The organism is Streptomyces sp. SID13726 (assembly GCF_010548375.1).
Taxonomy (GTDB): domain Bacteria; phylum Actinomycetota; class Actinomycetes; order Streptomycetales; family Streptomycetaceae; genus Streptomyces.
The window spans coordinates 282,253-299,390 of record NZ_JAAGLY010000008.1 but is presented as its reverse complement, the minus strand read 5'-3'; the positions used below and the strand labels follow the sequence as shown (position 1 = coordinate 299,390).

The 17,138-nt window shown below is 71.7% G+C and carries 17 protein-coding genes; 11 read left to right on the top strand and 6 right to left on the bottom strand.

The window, feature by feature from the left end:
* Positions 1–3: 3 nt before the first annotated feature.
* Genes G3I78_RS23550 through G3I78_RS23540 form a run of 3 tightly spaced genes read right to left on the bottom strand, consistent with a single transcriptional unit; the run spans position 4 to position 3,706 of the window.
* Complete coding sequence (locus tag G3I78_RS23550; protein WP_164427703.1) at positions 4–1,428, bottom strand: exopolysaccharide biosynthesis polyprenyl glycosylphosphotransferase; 1,425 nt, start codon at positions 1,426–1,428, stop codon at positions 4–6.
* On the bottom strand, positions 1,425–2,600 hold the full coding sequence (locus tag G3I78_RS23545; RefSeq protein ID WP_164427694.1) for a glycosyltransferase: 1,176 nt from the start codon (positions 2,598–2,600) through the stop codon (positions 1,425–1,427). The genes G3I78_RS23550 and G3I78_RS23545 overlap by 4 nt, the downstream gene beginning before the upstream one ends.
* Before the next feature lie 50 nt (positions 2,601–2,650).
* Positions 2,651–3,706: a DUF3344 domain-containing protein gene (locus G3I78_RS23540; protein ID WP_164427692.1), complete on the bottom strand. Its 1,056-nt coding sequence runs from the start codon at positions 3,704–3,706 to the stop codon at positions 2,651–2,653.
* A 255-nt stretch (positions 3,707–3,961) separates the two neighbouring features.
* Here G3I78_RS23540 and chpG point away from each other — a divergent pair, with 255 nt between their 5' ends.
* From chpG to G3I78_RS23505, 7 genes are all read left to right on the top strand, one after another.
* Positions 3,962–4,201 (top strand): chaplin ChpG, encoded by a 240-nt coding sequence (gene chpG / locus G3I78_RS23535; protein ID WP_164427690.1) that lies wholly within the window; start codon positions 3,962–3,964, stop codon positions 4,199–4,201.
* Between the two features lie 260 nt (positions 4,202–4,461).
* Positions 4,462–5,283, top strand: coding sequence for a hypothetical protein (locus tag G3I78_RS23530; protein WP_164427688.1), 822 nt, complete (start codon positions 4,462–4,464; stop codon positions 5,281–5,283).
* Positions 5,284–5,466: 183 nt separating this feature from the next.
* Positions 5,467–5,754 carry a hypothetical protein gene (locus G3I78_RS23525; RefSeq protein WP_164427686.1) on the top strand — a complete coding sequence of 96 codons (288 nt, stop codon included), beginning with the start codon at positions 5,467–5,469 and terminating at the stop codon, positions 5,752–5,754.
* A gap of 174 nt (positions 5,755–5,928) precedes the next feature.
* Positions 5,929–6,426 (top strand): DUF5949 family protein, encoded by a 498-nt coding sequence (locus G3I78_RS23520; RefSeq protein ID WP_164427684.1) that lies wholly within the window; start codon positions 5,929–5,931, stop codon positions 6,424–6,426.
* A 199-nt stretch (positions 6,427–6,625) separates the two neighbouring features.
* Complete coding sequence (locus G3I78_RS23515; protein WP_164427682.1) at positions 6,626–7,138, top strand: hypothetical protein; 513 nt, start codon at positions 6,626–6,628, stop codon at positions 7,136–7,138.
* A gap of 152 nt (positions 7,139–7,290) precedes the next feature.
* Positions 7,291–7,773: a tyrosinase cofactor gene (locus tag G3I78_RS23510; protein ID WP_164427680.1), complete on the top strand. Its 483-nt coding sequence runs from the start codon at positions 7,291–7,293 to the stop codon at positions 7,771–7,773.
* Complete coding sequence (locus G3I78_RS23505; RefSeq protein ID WP_164427678.1) at positions 7,757–8,623, top strand: tyrosinase family protein; 867 nt, start codon at positions 7,757–7,759, stop codon at positions 8,621–8,623. The genes G3I78_RS23510 and G3I78_RS23505 overlap by 17 nt, the downstream gene beginning before the upstream one ends.
* A gap of 108 nt (positions 8,624–8,731) precedes the next feature.
* Here G3I78_RS23505 and G3I78_RS23500 read toward each other — a convergent pair whose 3' ends face one another.
* A complete protein-coding gene (locus G3I78_RS23500) occupies positions 8,732–9,031 on the bottom strand; it encodes a chaplin (RefSeq protein WP_164427676.1) in 300 nt (99 codons plus the stop codon).
* A 192-nt stretch (positions 9,032–9,223) separates the two neighbouring features.
* On the opposite strand from G3I78_RS23500, the gene G3I78_RS23495 reads away from it, so the two are divergent.
* On the top strand, positions 9,224–9,811 hold the full coding sequence (locus G3I78_RS23495; RefSeq protein WP_164427674.1) for a DUF2087 domain-containing protein: 588 nt from the start codon (positions 9,224–9,226) through the stop codon (positions 9,809–9,811).
* Here the strand turns inward: G3I78_RS23495 and G3I78_RS23490 are convergent.
* On the bottom strand, positions 9,788–10,747 hold the full coding sequence (locus G3I78_RS23490) for a D-2-hydroxyacid dehydrogenase family protein (protein ID WP_164427672.1): 960 nt from the start codon (positions 10,745–10,747) through the stop codon (positions 9,788–9,790). The two genes, G3I78_RS23495 and G3I78_RS23490, sit on opposite strands and share 24 nt — an antisense overlap.
* 72 nt (positions 10,748–10,819) lie before the next feature.
* Positions 10,820–12,139 carry an erythromycin esterase family protein gene (locus tag G3I78_RS23485; protein ID WP_164427670.1) on the bottom strand — a complete coding sequence of 440 codons (1,320 nt, stop codon included), beginning with the start codon at positions 12,137–12,139 and terminating at the stop codon, positions 10,820–10,822.
* Positions 12,140–12,197: 58 nt separating this feature from the next.
* On the opposite strand from G3I78_RS23485, the gene G3I78_RS23480 reads away from it, so the two are divergent.
* From G3I78_RS23480 to G3I78_RS23470, 3 genes are all read left to right on the top strand, one after another.
* Positions 12,198–12,926: a TioE family transcriptional regulator gene (locus tag G3I78_RS23480; protein WP_164427669.1), complete on the top strand. Its 729-nt coding sequence runs from the start codon at positions 12,198–12,200 to the stop codon at positions 12,924–12,926.
* A gap of 403 nt (positions 12,927–13,329) precedes the next feature.
* Positions 13,330–14,214 (top strand): DUF5655 domain-containing protein, encoded by an 885-nt coding sequence (locus G3I78_RS23475; RefSeq protein ID WP_164427667.1) that lies wholly within the window; start codon positions 13,330–13,332, stop codon positions 14,212–14,214.
* A 538-nt stretch (positions 14,215–14,752) separates the two neighbouring features.
* Positions 14,753–17,029 carry a CRISPR-associated endonuclease Cas3'' gene (locus G3I78_RS23470; RefSeq protein WP_343243829.1) on the top strand — a complete coding sequence of 759 codons (2,277 nt, stop codon included), beginning with the start codon at positions 14,753–14,755 and terminating at the stop codon, positions 17,027–17,029.
* The last annotated feature ends 109 nt before the right edge of the window (positions 17,030–17,138 follow it).

Below are 17,138 nucleotides of genomic sequence, written 5' to 3'. Positions count from 1 at the left end.
CGCTCAGCTCCCCGTCGGACGCACGAGCGCGGCCGCGGTGCGCAGCAGGATGCAGATGTCCTGCCACAGCGACCAGTTGTCGATGTAGGCGTTGTCGAAGCGGGCCCGGTCCTCGATGGAGGTGTCGCCGCGCAGCCCGTTGATCTGGGCGAGCCCGGTGATGCCGGTGCGCATCCGGTGCCGGGCCGCGTAGCCGGGGTAGGTCTGGCTGAACTTCGCGACGAAGTACGGGCGTTCGGGCCGCGGGCCGACCAGGCTCATGTCGCCCCAGAAGACGTTCCACAGCTGGAGCAGTTCGTCCAGCGAGGTCTTGCGCAGGAAGCGGCAGAACCACGACATCCGGATCTCGTTGGCCACGCTCCACCGGGTCGCGGCCTCGTGCTCGTCGACCGGGCGGTGGGTGCGGAACTTCAGCAGCGTGAACGGCTTGCCGTCCTTGCCGATGCGCTCCTGACGGAACACCACACCCCGCCCGCCGGTCAGCCGGAGCACCACCGCGCACACCGCGAGGAGCGGACCGACCAGCAGCAGCAGCGACCCGGACACCAGCACGTCCAGCGCCCGCTTGCCGGCACTGCCGCGCCGCCGTACGCCCATGTCGATGCGGCGGCAGGCGAATCCGGCGAGCTGGTGACGGGTCTCGTACGACGGCGAGTCCGCGTCCACCTCCCACACCGCGCAGCCCGACTCCGCCAACGCCCGCAGCAGCGGCCCCTGTTCGGACCGTACGGAGGGATGGACGGCGAGGACGTCCCGTACGCCGTTCTGGATGAGGGCGCGCTCGACCTCCTCGCCGGTCGTCAGCACCGGCAGTCCGTCGGCGGCGTCCGGCTGGTCGGCGACGATGCCCACCGGCCGTACCCCGCACCGCGGATGGCGCTGCACGGCGGCGGCCACGCGCTGCGCGGTACCGGCCGGGCCGACCACCAGGGCCGCGCGCGGCCGGGCCAGGCGGGCCGCGCGGCGCCGCCAGTGCACGGTGCCGCGGCCCGCGCAGGCCACCACCGACTGGATCAGGAAGCCGCCGGCGAGCGTGCCGGGGCCGAGGGCCAGCTCGGGGTCGTAGGCCGCGACGAGCGCGGCGACCGCGAGCCACGCGACCGCGATCCGGCCGCAGACTGTGGGCAGTTCGTCGAGGATGCCCGGCACGGGTGCGGACAGGTGCGGGCGCAGCAGTATCGACGCGGCGACCAGGAGCGCCGCGAGCATCGGATGGCGCAGCGCCTCGGCCATCGCGGAGGCGCCGACGAGGGCGGCCACCGCGTCGGCCGCGAGCAGCGGCACCGGTGAGGCGGGCCGGGCCGGGGGCCGCCGCAGCGGGAACCGGAAGCCGGTGGTGGTGCCGCGCGGCGGCATGACCGAGACGGGCGAGAATCGCAGATCCCGTGGCTGCCCGCCGGGCGAGGGGACGGTACTTTCCGCGGTCACGAGTGGATGGACTCCCTGTACTCGGTGGGCGCGAGGCGCCCTGCGAACTCGCCGCCGAGGAGCTCGCGGTACACGTCCGCCACCGCCCCGGCCGTGTGCCGTACGTCGTGTGTGGCCAGGACGTGCCGCCGCCCCTGGTGGCCGAGGGACTCGCGCAGGAGCGGGTCGAGCAGCAGCTCGGTGACGGCGCGCGCGAGCCCCGCCGGACTGCCCGGCGGCACCAGGCAGCGCGGTGCGAGACCCGGCGGCAGGCTCTCCCGGGCGCCGTCGACGTCCGTCAGCACCACCGGCCGCCCGCACGCCATCGCCTCCAGCGGCGCGAGCGCCATGCCCTCCCAGCGCGAGGGCAGGACGACCAGGTCGGCGGCCTGGTACCAGGGGACGGTGTCGTGGACGGCGCCCACGAACACCACGGACTCCGGCGACCTGCTCCGCAGCGCCTCGGCGTCGGGACCGTCACCCACCAGCACCAGCCGCGCCCCCGGCACCCGCGCCAGGATGGCCTCCCAGGCCCGCAGCAGCACGTCCTGCCCCTTCTGCCGGCACAGCCGCCCCACGCACATCACGAGCGGGGCCGCCGGATCGACGTCGGGCAGCAGCGTCGCGCGCACGGTGCCGACGGCGGCGGGGTGGAAGCGCTCGGGCTCGATGCCGTTCGGGATCACGCTCCACCGGCCGGCGATCCCGGCGCGCACGCCGGTCGCGCGCTCCGCCTCGCTCACGCACACCACCCGGTGCGCCCAGCGCGCCCCCTCCCGCTCCCACCGCAGCGCGAGCGCCGAGGTGACCCCGCCGACCGCCTCGAAGGACCAGGCGTGCGGCTGGAACACGGTCGGGATCCGCCCCCGCACCGCGAGCCGGCCCGCGAGCCCGGCCTTCGCGCTGTGCGCGTGCACCAGGTCGGGCCGCACCGCGTCGACGAGCCGGGAGAGCTGCCGTACCTCCTGAAGGAGCGCCGGACCGGGGGAGCGCGTCGCCCGCCAGTGCCGTACGTCGGCGCCGAGCGCCCGGAGCACCGGGGTGAGCGGTCCGTCGGGGCAGCCGACCGTGACGTGCAGGCCCGCCGCGAGCTGGGCGCGCGTCAGGTCCGTCACCACCCGGGCGACCCCGCCGTCCACGGGCTGGGTGAGGTGCAGGACCCGTGGCCGAGGGTCGGTGGCTGACTGGTGCATGCGCGTCTTCCTCGCTCACGGGTGGTGCTCAAGAGGGGCGGGAACGCGCCTCACTTGCGGGCGTCGACGGCGGCGAAGAGCACGCCGGCCCACGCCGCGTCGCGCTGGGAAACGAGCCGGAAGGCCAGCTGGTCACCACCGGAGGCGAGCGCCTTGCCGAGATCGAACACGTCGGAGTCGTAGCCGAGGGTGTTCGAGTAGGAGGGCACACGCCGCGAGGGCGCTGGTCCGGGCTCACCGATGGTCGAATTCAGTACGTCCGTACGGGGGTTGGCGGTGTCGGTGAGGGCGACACCCACCCGGCGGTCCGTCGAAAGAGTGAGCGAGTCACCCGTGCGGCCCCGGTCGCCGTCGTACGCGACGAGCCCCGCGCGGCCGCTCGCGCCCTTCGGGAAGGGCATCCCGCTCATCCGGATTTCATGGCTTTCGGGGGAGAGCGCGTCGAACCCGTCCCAGAGCGCGAGGTGCCTGAGGGGCTCGCCCGGGTTCTCGTACGCCGCCACGAGCGTCCATCCGCCCCAGGCCCCGGCGTCCGACCTGCCCATCGCCACGTTGACCTGAGCCACCGTGTAGAGCCCCGCCCCGCTCTCCCGCACCAGCTTCGTGACGTCCGCCGAGGCCTGGAAGGCGTCCGCGCCCCGCGCCACCCGGTGACCCGTGAGCGTGTCGGCGAGGACCTCCTTGTACTGGCCGCCCGGCTCCGCGAACAGCACCCGCCCGTTGTCCTTCGGCGGCTTCTGCTCGCCGACCTTGAGGTTGCCGCCCCAGTACAGGCGCGCGTACGTCACCCGAGAGCCCTCCGGCAGCCGGAGCTCGGCGCGGGAGGAGTTGTAGGTGTTCGGGTCGCTGTCGACGTCGACGTAGAACATGTCGAAGTCGCCGTTGGCCGCCTGGCCGGCACGGGCCGCCGGACAGTTCGCCGTCGTCGTACGGCAGCTGATGGAGGTGTTGGCCGCGCGGGCGAAACCGCCGTGCTGGAGGGCGTGGTGGCGCTCGGCGAACGGGACGCGCTCCGCCTCCGGGGCGGGCGGCGCGGCGGCTGTGGCGAGCAGGGCCAGGGAGACCGCCAGGGTGCGGCGCAGCAGCGGACCCGGGGATTTGCGCATGACCGGCGTTGCCCTTCCGGGAAGTTCGGCCCCTATGAGTGCGATGTGATGCCTATAGGGGTGCGTCGGGAGGTCCGCAACACTAGCCGCTATGCGTACTAATCAGGCTAAAGGTGGCGAGTGTGTCGGAATGGTGAAGCGACCGCTCCCGTGAGATCACTCCATTGGGGGCACAACCCCCGAGCGCGCCGCGCGTTGACACAGCGCCGGGCATCCCCGCCCGGATGTTTGTGTCAACCCAAGGAGCAGCTCTCCATGTCGCGTATTGCGAAGGGCCTGGCCCTGACCACCGTTGCGGCCGCCGCCGTCGCGGGTAGCGCCGGCCTCGCCGCCGCCGACAGTGGCGCCCAGGCCGCCGCCGCCCACTCCCCGGGCGTGCTGTCGGGCAACGTCGTCCAGGTTCCGGTCCACGTCCCGGTCAACGTCTGCGGCAACACCGTCAACGTGATCGGCCTGCTGAACCCCTCGTTCGGCAACGAGTGCGCCAACGACTGACGTCGGCGTCATTCCCTTTGCCGGCCGGGCTCCCGTGACTCCATCACGGGAGCCCGGCCGGTTCTCGTTCCCCGGGACGCCTTGCCCCGAACGGGGGAGCGGGTGTTCGAAGCGGTGAGCCGTCCCTGCCGCGGCCCTCACCAGGGGGAACGCGGAGTTGACGGCACGGGCGCGATTGCGTCCCGTACTCGCTCGGTTGCAGAGCGCGGTGGGCACTTCCACGGTGGGCACAAGATCCTCGTGCATCGAAAGGAACACCCATGCGTGGTCTGCCCGTCCGGCGTATCGCCTCCTCCGCCCTCTGCGGCGCCCTCCTGCTGGGGCTCGCCGGACCCGCCGCCGCGGCGGCCGAGACCCAGACGGCGCGCGAGCGCGTCCAGGCGGCGTCCCGGGCCCCCGTCCCCGGTGCGGACGGGCTGCTCGCCCAGGTCCAGGGCCTCGGCAACCTCGGTGCCGTGCTCACTCCGGTCACCGACCTGCTCAGCGCCGTGCTGAAGGCCGACAACGGCCAGCTCTCGCCGGAGGAGGCGACCAAGCTCGGCGACGCCGTGAAGGACGCCATCGCCAAGGTCGGCGCGGCGGCTCCGGCGGCCCCGGTCGCCCCGCCCGCCACGACGCTGCCGGAGGCACCGACCGCTGCGCTGCCGACGAGTTCGCTGCCGACCGGCGCGCTGCCCACGAGTTCGCTGCCGACGCTGCCGTCCCTCACCAAGAGCGCCGACGACTCCAAGGCCGCCGCCAAGCTCCCCTCCGACCTCGTCGCCGACGCGCTCGCCTCCCTCCAGAAGGCGGTCGACACCCTGCTCAAGGCGGTCACCTCCGGCGACCCGACGCAGGTCGTCCCGGCCGTCACGGGGGTGCTGACCGGACTGGTCAACGTCCTCGCCGCCACGCTGCTGGGCGGGAAGCTGCCGCTGCCCAACCTGCCCGGACTGCCGGCCCTGCCGAGTCTGCCGAGCCTGCCGACGAGCTCGCTCCCGACCAGCTCGCTGCCGACGAGCTCACTGCCCACGAGTTCGCTCCCGACCAGCTCCCTGCCCACCAGCTCGCTGCCGACCTCGGGTCTGCTTCCCGCGACCTGAGACGCGGCCTGAGAACCTGGTGATTCCGTCGGGCCGGCCTTTCCCGAGGCCGGCCCGACGGCTTTTTCATGAAAGGCCAATTACCCCAATTACGGCGCAAAGGGTTTCCGTGCCGGACAGAGGTCGTTAGACACGGCGTCCGAATTCCCCCGGTGACGTGAGTCGCCGAAAGAAAGGAACACGATGAAGTCCCTGAAGGCTGCCGCCGTAGTCGCCGGTTCCCTGGCCCTCGCCGGTGCCGCCGCACCCGCGTTCGCCTACAACACCGCCGACCTCACGCCCACCAGCCTGAACGGCGCCGTGAACACGCTCACCAGCGGCCGGCTCGAGCCCGCCGACGTGATGCCGCTCCAGCACCAGACGGACGCGCTCGACACCGAGAACAAGGACTCCGTGCTCAACACCGTGAAGGGCGCGACCACCACGCTCAACTCGGGCGGTCTGCTCGGCGGCCTTCCGCTGCAGAGCTGAAAACCGCTCCACCCGCCTTCCTTTCCGCCGCGGGGCCGGTTCCACGTCGTGGGGAACCGGCCCTGTCAGCCTGTGCGCGGCGCGTCCCTCGTTCGTGTGGAGCGGGCCCCGGCGCTCGTCCCTTCGGGTGAGAACGCGACCGGAGGCCTTCCGGCGCGTCGATAAGGTCGCGCGGTGACCTCAACCACAAGCGAAACCCGCCCCTTCAACGCCCCCGACCTGGGCACGCTGGTCGTGATGGCCTGGAGCGGCGAAGGCCCCGACGGGGACATGCCCTACCTCCTCGCCTACTCCCTCGGGGACGGCGCGACCGGCCCCGAGGGCTCGACGGCCGCCGTCGAGGCACTGCTGGAGAACAACGGCCTGCCGGTCGGCGGCGACCTCGTCGACGGCAAGGCCCGGCCCAGCATCCCGGTCAGCCTGCTCATCCAGTCCGGCACCGCCGTCGTGACCATGCCCGGCTTCAACGCCCAGTGCGTGCCGCCGCCGGAGTGGCTCGCCGCCATCGAGGAACAGGGCTTCGCCTACTTCGTGTTCACCACCCGCCCCTGGGCCGAGGCCGAGCCCGGCAAGCCGATCGACCCGGAGGCGCTGGCCGCCTTCGCCGGCGCCGACGAGACGCTGAACGCGGCGGCGCACATCGTGCTGCCGGCCCGCAGCCTGCGCGGCTGAGGCGACGAGGAGCGCCGGGCCCCGGCCCCCGGGTCCCCGCACCCGACGCGACCGGGCCCGGTGTGACTTCTGGACCACCCGATTGCCGTACGTCCGACTACTGCGGCAGCCGGGGGAATCTTGTACTGGTCCCGGGGTCGGAATCGTTACGGGGTACGGACGTTGAGCCTCCTGATTCCTGAAAGGGACCGTACCTGAGATGAAGTCGACCACCCGAGGAACCATTGCCGCCGTCATCACGGGCGTAGCGGCCGCGGTGGGCGCCGCGACCCCCGCCGCCGCGGTGGACACGGTTCCGGTCCCCGTGCCGCTGGAGGGCGTCGAGAACTCCCTCAACATGCAGCTGCCCAAGCTCGGCGCGGAGCTTCCGCTGCTGACGCCCGGGGCGCCCGAGGGCCCGCAGTACGTCGAGGGCCGGCTCATCCCCGAGCGGGTGCTGCCGCAGGTGCCGGTCGGCGGTGCGCTGCCCGGCGCGGGCCTGCGCGCCCCGCTGCCGCACGTCCTCGGCGACGGATTCGACCACGTCGGCGTCGACGCCCCGGCCTCCGACCTGCGCACGCTGGCCCCCGGCCTGAGCGTGGACGCCCCGCTCACCGCGCCCAACCCCGACAACTACGGCCTCCCGGACGCCAAGCTGCCCCAGGTCGGCGTCCTGGCCCCGGTGCTCCAGACGGTCCCGGGCGCGGACCTGGTGACCGGAGCGGGACTGTAGGACCCACCGCACGGACGGGCCCGGGCGCTCCTGCCCGGGCCCGTCGGTCTGCCCGGCGCCGCCCGCCGGTTCACCTCGCCGGCCCCTCGACGGTGACCGACCGGGGGGTGCGGCGGTTACCGGTAGGGACAACCCGAACCGGAGGAGCAGCGATGGTCGTGAGTGACGGCGGTGCGGTCGTGGGGGCGGTGCCCCTGAGGGCGGGACGCGGCAGAGGCGGGCCGGGCCGGGTGAGCCGGCGGGACGTGCTGCTCGGGCTGTTCGGCCCGGTGGCCGTGGTCGCGGCGTTCGCCCCGGTCGTCGCCGTGTCCCGCACCCCGCGCGCGGCCGAACCGCCCGCGGACGTCGTCTTCGACGAGACCTACCGGGGCCGGCACATCCGCGGCATCAGGACCTCCGCGGCCGCCGCGGGCCGCGTCCTCGGCGACGGCCGGTGGCTCGTCACCGTGGACGGCCGGCCACTGCATCTGATGCGCCGCGCCGACGGCAGCTGGCTGAGCATGGTCGACCACTACCGGTCGTACGCCACACCGCTCGACGCCGCCCGCGCCGCCGTCGACGAACTCGGGCCCGGGCGCCGGCTGCGGGACGGAGAACAACCACACATGGGGGGAGACCATGGCGTATACGCGTAAGGACGTCAGCACCCTGACCGCCACCGAGAAGCGGCGGTTCGTGAAGGCGATGCTGGAGGTCAAACGGCGGGGCGAGTACGACGAGTTCGTGCGCACACACATCGAGTACTACGTCTCCGACGGCGACGACGGGCTGCGTACGGCCCACATGGCGCCGTCCTTCCTGCCCTGGCACCGCCAGTTCCTGCTGGACCTGGAGCGGGCGCTCAGGCGGGTCGACTCGTCGGTGACGGTGCCGTACTGGGACTGGACCCGGGACCGTACGGCGACCTCCACGCCCTGGACCGCGGACCTGCTCGGCGGCAACGGGCGGCGCTCGGACCGGCGGGTGACGACCGGGCCGTTCGCCTACGCGACGGGCAACTGGACGATCAAGGAGAACATCACCGACGAGAAGTTCCTCACCCGGGACCTCGGGCGGGCCGCCGACCCCATCGCGCTGCCGACCAAGGGCGACCTGGAGGGGGCGCTCGCCGACCCCGTCTACGACGTCTCGCCCTGGGACTCCACGGTGAACCGGGGGTTCCGCAACCGGCTGGAGGGGTGGGGGAGCGGGCGGGGCAGTGCCGCCTGGCGCAACCACAACCGGGTGCACCGCTGGGTCGGCGGGATCATGGTGAGCGGCGCGTCCGTCAACGACCCGGTCTTCTGGATGCACCACGCCTTCGTCGACCTGTGCTGGTACCGCTGGCAGCGCCGGCACGCGGGCGCCCGCTATCTGCCCGCCACGCCGCCGGGACCGGCCGACGAGCAGCACGAGCGGGTCGTGGCCCGTGACGAGAAGCTGCCGCCGTGGGACGTGACCCCGGGCCGGCTGGAGGATGTCAGCGCGATCTACCGGTACGCCTGAGGGATGCACTGGTACGTCTGACGGACTCGTCGGTACGTCCGGGTTCCGCGGACACGGGAAGAGCCCCGGCGCTCGAGGTGCCGGGGCTCTTGTGCTGCGTACGGACGGTCAGCCGCCGTAGCCGTAGCCGCCGTGGTGTCCACCCGGGCCGGGGTGACCCTTGTGGCCGCCGTCGTTGACGCAGGTGTTGCCGAAGGCCGGGTTCAGCAGGCCGATCACGTCGACGGTGTTCCCGCACACGTTGACCGGGATGTTGACGGGGACCTGGACGACGTTGCCGGACAGGACGCCGGGCGAACCGACGGCCTCGCCCTGGGCGCCCGCGTCCGCCAGCGCCAGGCCGGCGCCGCCGATGACCACGGCACCGGTGCCGAGGGCGACACCCGCTGCCTTCGCGATGCGAGACATCACGTTCTCCTTTTGACTCGGTGGGTGCGGCGGCAGGACGCGCCGTCGCACTCCCCCTTCAACGCGGAGGCTCACTGCTGGTAACGGCGTTCATGTGGGGATCACCCTTTTTGAACAGGAGGACCGGGTTCCGCGCGTTTGTGCGCGGAAAATTCGCTCGGACCGGCGAGAGGGCTCCACTAGCTTCCGGGCATGGCAACCGACACGGAACCGACCGACCGGACCAGCCGCCTGTTCGCCGAGGAGAACCGCGTACGGGCCTTCGCCGCCGTCGCGCTGGGCGCGGGTACCCCCGCCGAGATCGCCCGGGTGTCCGGGCTGTCCGCCCGGGACACGGCTGTGGCGTTGCATCGGCTGGGTGGGGAGGGTGTGGTGGGTGAGGGGGATGGTGGGGGGCTGGTTGTGGAGTATGGGGTGTTCAGGGAGCGGGCGCGGGGGCGGGCGCGTGTTGAGGAGAGCGGCTCGGTCTCGGGTGCGGGTTCGGGAGAACCGTTGCTGCGGACCTTCGTACGGGACGGGCGGCTGGTGCGGCTGCCCGCTCGGTGGGCCCGTAAGAAGCTGGTTCTGGAGCACATCGCCGAGCAGACCTTCGAACCGGGTGTCGAGTACCCCGAGCGGGTCGTCAACGAGAAGCTGCGGGCCTGGTGCGAGGAGAGCGACGAGATCGACCATGTGACGCTCCGGCGCTATCTGGTGGACCTGCACCATCTGCGCCGGAGCGAGGGGATCTACCGCAGGCCGTCTCCCGACGAGGGCTCAGGGGAGCCGTCGTACGGGTGAACCCGCCAGGTACGCCTGGATGTTCTCGACGGCGTGGCCGTAGTACGTCGCGTAGTTGGCCCGTGAGACATAGCCGAGGTGCGGGGTGGCGAGCAGTCGGGGGGCCGTGCGCATCGGGTGGTCGTCGGGGAGGGGCTCGGTGTCGAAGACGTCGACGCCCGCGCCCGCGATCCGGCCCTCGTGCAGGGCGTCGACGAGCGCGTCCTGGTCGACGATCGCCGCGCGCGAGGTGTTGATCAGGTACGAAGTGGGCTTGAGGAGGGCGAGTTCGGCGGGGCCGAGCAGACCGCGGGTGCGGTCGCCGAGGGCCAGGTGGATGGAGACGAAGTCGCTGTCGGCGAGCAACTCCTCCTTGGAGGCGGCCAGTTGGACGCCCACCTCGTCGGCGCGCTCCTTGGTGAGATGCTGGCTCCAGGCGCTGACCCGCATGCCGAAGGCGAGTCCGATCCGCGCCACCCGGCTGCCGATCTTCCCGAGGCCGAGCAGTCCGAGCGTGCGGTCGTGCAGGTCGGCGCCGACGGTGTGCTGCCAAGGGCCGTTCGTGCGCAGGGCGTTGCTCTCGTCGACGATCCCCCGGGCGAGGCCGAGGAGCAGCGCCCAGGTCAGCTCGACCGGAGGGGTCGACGAACTCGCCGTACCGCAGACGGTGACGCCGTGCGCCTCGGCGGCCTCGTAGTCGATGACGGAGTTGCGCATCCCGGAGGCGACGAGCAGCTTCAGCCGGGGCAGCCGGGCGATCAGGGAGGCGGGGAAGGGGACCCGCTCGCGCAGGGTGACCACGATGTCGGCGTCGGCGAGAGCGGCGGCCAGCGTGTCCTCGTCGGCGAAGTGGGTGTCGTAGGAGACGACTTCGACCCGGTCCGCGAGCGGTGACCAGTCGGCGACCTCGGTCGCCACCTGCTGGAAGTCGTCGAGCACGGCGCAACGCAGACGCATGTCGGTCCTTTCCTCCGGTGAGCCTCGATGAGCCCCGGTGAGCTCCGGTGGGGTCGGTTCGGGTGATCGACTTTACGCGGGGGTGCCGCGGGACGGCCCGGGCACGTCCTTGACGAAGACCAGCCCGTCGATGCCGGGGAGGTGGGCGGGGTCGAGCGGGGCGTAGCCGTACCAGGGGGACTCGCGGGGGAGCAGGTGGGTGGTGGTCAGGTGGCGGGGGTTGATGAGGCACTGGTCGCGCGGGAGTTCGTACAGGAGGCCTTCGAGGGTGTTCGGCGGGGGTACGTCCACTCCCCGGTGCCGGAGTGTGCCGAGGGCCGTGGCGACGAAGGCGTAGTCCGTGCCGAGCCGGGCGCTCACCAGCGCGCCGGCGCTCCACCACTCGACCGGACCGTCCCACAGTCGCATCGTGCTCTTCTCGCGCTGGAGGTGGGAGTTGTGGGCACTCACGAGGACCGGGCCGCGGGCCGCGAGGGCGAGGAGGCTGTGGGCCATCATCTGGTCCCGCACGGCGACCAGGCGGGTCATGCGGGCGGGTGAGGTGTCGGCCATGGCGTGGTGGTAGCGGAGCAGGCCGGTGGCGGTACGGCTGTACAGGGAGGCGTGGTCGAGGGTGTGCCGGTCGGAGTCGTGCGGGTCGGGGGTGCCTGGGTCCAGGTTGCTCCGGTCCGGGTTCCCCCTGTCTGGGTCCGCTGTGATCAGGTGTGGTGTCTGGGTGTCGAGCAGTGCGGTCAACTCGTCGGTGAGGAGGCGGAGTTGATCGGCGTCCGTCGATCGGCCGACGGAGCGTGTCGGGTCCGTCATCGCGGCGGGGTCGGTCCAGCGGTCGTCGGGGCCGAGGAGACGGTCCAGTGTCCCGGCGGTGCAGGGGAGCAGGGCGGCCGGGATGTGGGCGGCGAGGTAGGTGTGGAGTGCGGTGAGGGCCTGGCGGGGGCTCGCGGCGGCGGTGATCTCCAGGGGGCCGTCGAAACCGGCGAAGCGGAGGTGTTCGGACGGGGGCCGGCCCTCGTTGTACGCGCGCATCCGGCGCACCAGTTCGCGGTTGCCCCCGAAGGCGCCCCACTCATGGCTGAAGCCGCGCGCCATGACCTCGTCGAGGGTGCCCTCGCCCGAGGTGACGTAGGCGTCCACGATCAGCCCGGCCAGGCAGTCGCTCTCGACCGCGAGGGTCCGGTAGCCCTCCTTGGCGAGCTGCTCGAAGAGGTCGTTGCGCAGACCGAGCAGGGTGTCCTCGCCGTGGGTGGGTTCGCCGAGGGCGAGGAGGCGGGGGCGGGTGGGGAGGAGGCGGAGGAGAGGGGCTGCTTCGACGGCGGAGATGTCGGAGGCGTCGGAGTCGCCGGGCGGGCCGAAGGTCGCAGGTGGGTCGAAGGTTGCGGAGGTCTCGGAAGCCATGCCTTCAACGCTATCGTTGAACTTTCGGTGGAAACTTTTACGCGATGGCGGCTGGAAAATGGGACGTAACCTTAAAACCGGTGAACGGCTCAGGCCGGTCGATCTGGCGCGCGGGCACGGTCTGTCCACGCAGGCGGTCCGCAACTACGAGGAGGCCGGCATCCTCCCGCCCGCCGCCCGCACCCCCCACGGCTACCGCACCTACACCCCACGGCACGCCCAGGCCCTGCGCACTTTCCTCGCCCTGGTACCGGGCCACGGCCACCGGACGGCGACGGCGATCATGCGGGCGGTGAACGAGGGCACGGCGGAGGAGGCGTTCCGCCTCATCGACGAGAGCCACGCCGAACTCCTCCAAGACCGGCGCACCCTGAGGGCCGTGGAGAGCGCCCTGCACGACCTGAAGCCCCTTACCGCAGCCGAATCGCCCGAACCGCGGGTCACCGAAGGCATGTTCATCGGCCCCCTCGCCGCCCGCCTCGGCATCCGCCCCGCGACCCTGCGCAAGTGGGAGCACGCCGGCCTCGTCCACCCGCACCGAGACCCCCACACCGGATACCGCGTCTACGACGACACCGCCGTACGAAACGCCCAACTCACCCACCAACTCCGGCGCGGCGGCTATCTGCTGGATCAGATCGAGCCACTTATCGCGCAGGTGCGGGCGGCGGGGGGACTGGAGCCACTGGAGACCGCACTGCGCGACTGGCACGGGCGGTTGGCGGCGCGGGGGCGGGCGTTGTTGGTGGGGGCGGGGGAGTTGGAGACGTATCTGCGGGGGGAGTAGGCCGGGGCGGACGCGGGCGGCCTCGGGAAGGGCTCCCCGGTTCTGGGTACCAGCGCTGGGCTGGTCACGCGGCTCCCGACGATCCTGCTGACCCATGACCCCAGGTCGAAGAGGATGTGGCGCCCCCGGCAGGACTCGAACCTGCGGCCAAGCGCTTAGAAGGCGCCTGCTCTATCCACTGAGCTACGGGGGTTGACCTGCGAAAACGGAGTCTTCCGGGCGCTCGTCCCAGATACCTGTGGGACGTATGTGGGATCAAGTGATCCCTGGGACGCGTGGGACGCCAGCGTGCCCCGATTGCCCGTATATAGCTTTTCACGCCATCTTCACTCGCTCGAAGCCCCTCGCGGAAACAATCCTGCCCCTCCCCGACGTTCTCGATCTTCGAGTCGAGGAGGGGAAGGTGTCGGGCCTGAAGCTGTTCCACACGACGGATAGCGGCGTGACCGAGGTCGCCCCGCGTCTTGCAGAGGTCGAGGCGAAGGTGCAGGGCCTCGTCGAGGCGCACATGGAGACGGTGCTTGGGGCCCGTTTCCTGGCGACCGAGTACTGTACCGGGCCGGTCCACCGAGGTCGGATCGACTCGCTCGGGCTGGACGAGAATGGCTCGCCGGTCATCGTCGAGTACAAGCGAGGCGTCGATGCCGGCGTCATCAACCAGGGCCTGTACTACCTATCGTGGCTGATGGATCACCGCGCCGAGTTCGAGCACCTGGTCCGTGACCGGCTCGGGGCGACGGCCGCGTCCCAAGTGCTGTGGAACGGCCCGCGCCTGATCTGCGTCGCCGGCGACTTCACGCGCTACGACGTTCACGCCGTACGCGAGCACCGGAGGTCGATTGACCTGGTCCGCTACCGACTCTTCGGCAGCGACCTGCTCGGGCTTGAGACCGTGGCATCCGCCAGCGGCGGCACGCAGGCAACACGTCGGTCGCGTAGGCGGGCGGTCGCCCGGGCAGCAGCCCATGGCGGATCGATGGCGGAGCTGGCAAGCGCGGTCGACGAGGCGCTGCTCGGGCTCGGAGACAGCGTGAACCGGGTCGAGCGCAAGCAGTACTGGGCGTACCAGCGGCTGCGGAACTTCGCATGCCTGTGTCCGCCGCAGCGGAGCAAGCTCCTTGTCTACCTGAAGGTCGATCCGCAGGACGTAGACCTCATTCCGGGGTTCACGCGGGACGTATCTGGTCTTGGGCACCACGGGACGGGTAACCTGGAGGTGCAGCTCCGCACAGCGAGGGACGTGGAGCGAGCGCAGGACCTGTTCCGCGCGAGCTACGCGGCGGCTTGATCGCTCGCCGGCGCTCCGTCTGTGAGTGTCAGGGATCGGGTCTGTGGTCGTCGGGTGTCTCTTTCGACGTATGGGCAAGTCGTGGCGGTGGACTACTAATGGTGCGGCGGAGTCCCGGTTTCGGTAACCGGGACTCCGCCGCTATATTTCCGCCCCCACGTGCCCGAAACGGGGTGGCGGGGGTGACTGACGACTCCTGGGCTTCGGTGCCTTTTCGGCTTCCGACATCTGCGTGATGCACGAGTCGGCGGTCGGGATTCGCGTTGCCACCGCTGCCGGTCATAGGTGGCTCTGCGGACGATCGCCCTGCCGCGGGTTCCGTGAGGATAGCCAGTGTCGCCTCAAGAAGCAGTGTTGAGCTGCCCACAACCGCCGTTGCCGATCTGGGAGTTTGCCCATCGGCCCTTTGAAGTGGGCGCTTGCCGGGTGGGACGTGGGTCGGGTGCGCGGTTTCCGCAGGGCGGTGTCAGTGGCGGCGTGTACGTTTCCGACCCGCATGATCCGATCCGCAAATGCGCTCTGCCTTGGGGAGTTCGCCGTGTTTGTGTCCAATGGTCAGCTTTACGCGCACAGCCGCAGTGCCGTGTCGGGGCACCGGCATGCGCTGGAGGAGCACCTGCGTGGTTCCGCGGAGTTGGCCGGCCGGTTCGGTGAGGTCTTCGGGGCGGGGGAGCTGGCCGCCTACCTTGCGTTGATCCACGATGTGGGCAAGGGCAGTTGTCTGTGGCAGGACAGGCTGCGGGAGGCGGAGCGCCGTGGTGGTGGCCGGGTCGGGGCGCCGCACAAGCATGCCGGCACGCTGCTCGCGGACCGGTATACGCAGCTGGCGTTCGGTGCGGTGGTCTTCGGTCACCATGGCGGGTTGCCGGACATGGACAAGCTGCGCACCGAGCTGGTCAAGGCACAGCCCGGCGGGGAGCATGCCGAGCTTGTCGAGGAAGCCGTCCGTGCGGTGGAGCAGACGGTTCCGCAGATTCATCCCGAGCCGCGCCCGGGCATCCCGGCGTGGCTTGGGGACGTGCCCAAGGCGGAGCGGCGGCTGGGGCTGGATCTGCTGCTGCGGATGCTGTTCAGCTGCGTGGTGGATGCGGACTTCCTGGACACCGCGGCGCACTTCGAGGGCGCTGCGGTGCGGCTGCGTGCACCCGCGGACATGGGCGTGCTGGTGGAGCGGTACGAGAAGCGGCGGGCGGCGGTGCTGGCGCGGCGGGAGCCGTCCCCGGTCGACGGGGTGCGGCAGGCGGTGTACGAGCAGGCGTGCGCGGCGGCGTCGGGCCGGCCCGGGGCGTATGTGCTGCATGTGCCCACGGGCGGGGCCAAGACACTGGCCGCGGGGGGCTTCGCGCTGCGGCACGCGGCCATGCACGGGATGCGGCGGGTGGTGCTGGCCGTGCCGTACATCTCGATCACGGAGCAGAACGCCGGCGTCTACCGCGACCTCCTCGACCCGGAGCCCGGCTCGGGACAGGAGGCGGTGGTGCTGGAGCACCACAGCGCCGTCGACCTGGACGCCGAGGCGCCGCTCGGCGGACTGTCACCAGAGCAGCAGGCGCAGTGGGAACGGCGGGCGCACGCGGCCCGGCTGGCGGCGGAGAACTGGGATGCCCCGTTCGTGGTGACCACCACGGTGCGCCTGTTCGAGTCGCTGTTCTCGCACAAGCCCTCGGCGATGCGACGGCTGCACAATCTGGCCGGGTCGGTGATCGTGCTGGACGAGGTACAGGCCCTGCCGGACCGCCTGCTGACCCCGATCCTGAGCGTGCTACGCGGTCTGGTCGACCACTTCGGCGTCACCGTGCTGCTGGTCTCGGCCACCCAGCCCTCGTTCTGGCAGCTGCCCCGGTGGCAGGGGCTGGAGCGGCGGGTGATCGTGGACGACCCGGCCGCACTGTTCGAACAGCTGCGCCGTGTCCGCTACGAGTGGCGCACCGGCGAGGACGTCACCCTGGAGAGCATCGCGGCCGAAGCCGCCGGGCACCGGCAGGTGCTGACCGTGGCCGCCACCACCAAGGACACCGCCCGCCTGCACCGCCACCTCGACGCGATGACGGCCGAGGGAGAGGTGCTGCACCTGTCGACCCGCATGACGGGCGCACACCGCCGCGAAGTCATCGCCCGTGTCAAGGAGTTGCTCGCCGCCAATCTGCCGGTGCAGGTGGTGTCCACCAATCTGATCGAGGCCGGGGTCGACCTGGACTTCCCGCGCGTGTACCGGGCGTGGGCACCGGCGGAGTCGATGCAGCAGGCCGCCGGCCGCTGCAACCGCGACGGCCGCCTCGACAGCGGCACGGTCGTCATCTTCCGGCCCCAGGGCGGCGGTCAGCCGCAGGGCACCGAGTACCGGGCGGCCGTCCAGGCCAGCGATACCTTCTTCGGGCCGCAGCTCGCCTACCCCGACGATCTTGACGCGCTGGAGCGCTACTACCCGGTCCGTTACGCCCTCCAGCCGGGACTGGGCGAGGAGATCGAGGACCTGCGCCGCCGTCTGGACTTCCCGAAGGTGGACCGCGCCTTCCAGATGATCGAGGACGGGTACAGCGTGCCCGTCATCGTCATCCGCCGAAAGGCAGACCGGGAGGCCATCGAGACGTCCGTCGCCCGGCTGCTGGATCCCAGCCGCCCGTGCGGGCCCGAGGTCCTGCGCTCCCTCCAGCAGCACACCGCGTCCCTGCCGCGCCACGAGGCCGAGGCGGCCCTGCGCTCCGGCCTGGCCACACCGGTCACCGGAGACTTGATCTGGTGGCACGGCGCCTACCACGAATGGCGCGGACTGGACCCGGACGATGTGGAGGACCGCGGGAGCTTCGTTTGCTGAGGAGTTTGTCCCTGTCTCGAAGTTTCCATGCTGAACCGTGCCACCATGGCGCAACGGCCCACGTTGTTGAGCCGTGCGGCGGCCTCGCCGATCGGAGATTGCTCCCGGC

Coding starts and splice junctions, on each gene's coding strand:
- G3I78_RS23480 (WP_164427669.1), top strand. CDS start 12,198: ATGGGACGTAACCTTAAAACCGGTGAACGGCTCAGGCCGGTCGATCTG.
- G3I78_RS23540 (WP_164427692.1), bottom strand. CDS start 3,706: ATGCGCAAATCCCCGGGTCCGCTGCTGCGCCGCACCCTGGCGGTCTCC.
- G3I78_RS23505 (WP_164427678.1), top strand. CDS start 7,757: ATGGCGTATACGCGTAAGGACGTCAGCACCCTGACCGCCACCGAGAAG.
- G3I78_RS23525 (WP_164427686.1), top strand. CDS start 5,467: ATGAAGTCCCTGAAGGCTGCCGCCGTAGTCGCCGGTTCCCTGGCCCTC.
- G3I78_RS23510 (WP_164427680.1), top strand. CDS start 7,291: ATGGTCGTGAGTGACGGCGGTGCGGTCGTGGGGGCGGTGCCCCTGAGG.
- G3I78_RS23485 (WP_164427670.1), bottom strand. CDS start 12,139: ATGGCTTCCGAGACCTCCGCAACCTTCGACCCACCTGCGACCTTCGGC.
- G3I78_RS23500 (WP_164427676.1), bottom strand. CDS start 9,031: ATGTCTCGCATCGCGAAGGCAGCGGGTGTCGCCCTCGGCACCGGTGCC.
- chpG (WP_164427690.1), top strand. CDS start 3,962: ATGTCGCGTATTGCGAAGGGCCTGGCCCTGACCACCGTTGCGGCCGCC.
- G3I78_RS23545 (WP_164427694.1), bottom strand. CDS start 2,600: ATGCACCAGTCAGCCACCGACCCTCGGCCACGGGTCCTGCACCTCACC.
- G3I78_RS23495 (WP_164427674.1), top strand. CDS start 9,224: ATGGCAACCGACACGGAACCGACCGACCGGACCAGCCGCCTGTTCGCC.
- G3I78_RS23515 (WP_164427682.1), top strand. CDS start 6,626: ATGAAGTCGACCACCCGAGGAACCATTGCCGCCGTCATCACGGGCGTA.
- G3I78_RS23490 (WP_164427672.1), bottom strand. CDS start 10,747: ATGCGTCTGCGTTGCGCCGTGCTCGACGACTTCCAGCAGGTGGCGACC.
- G3I78_RS23530 (WP_164427688.1), top strand. CDS start 4,462: ATGCGTGGTCTGCCCGTCCGGCGTATCGCCTCCTCCGCCCTCTGCGGC.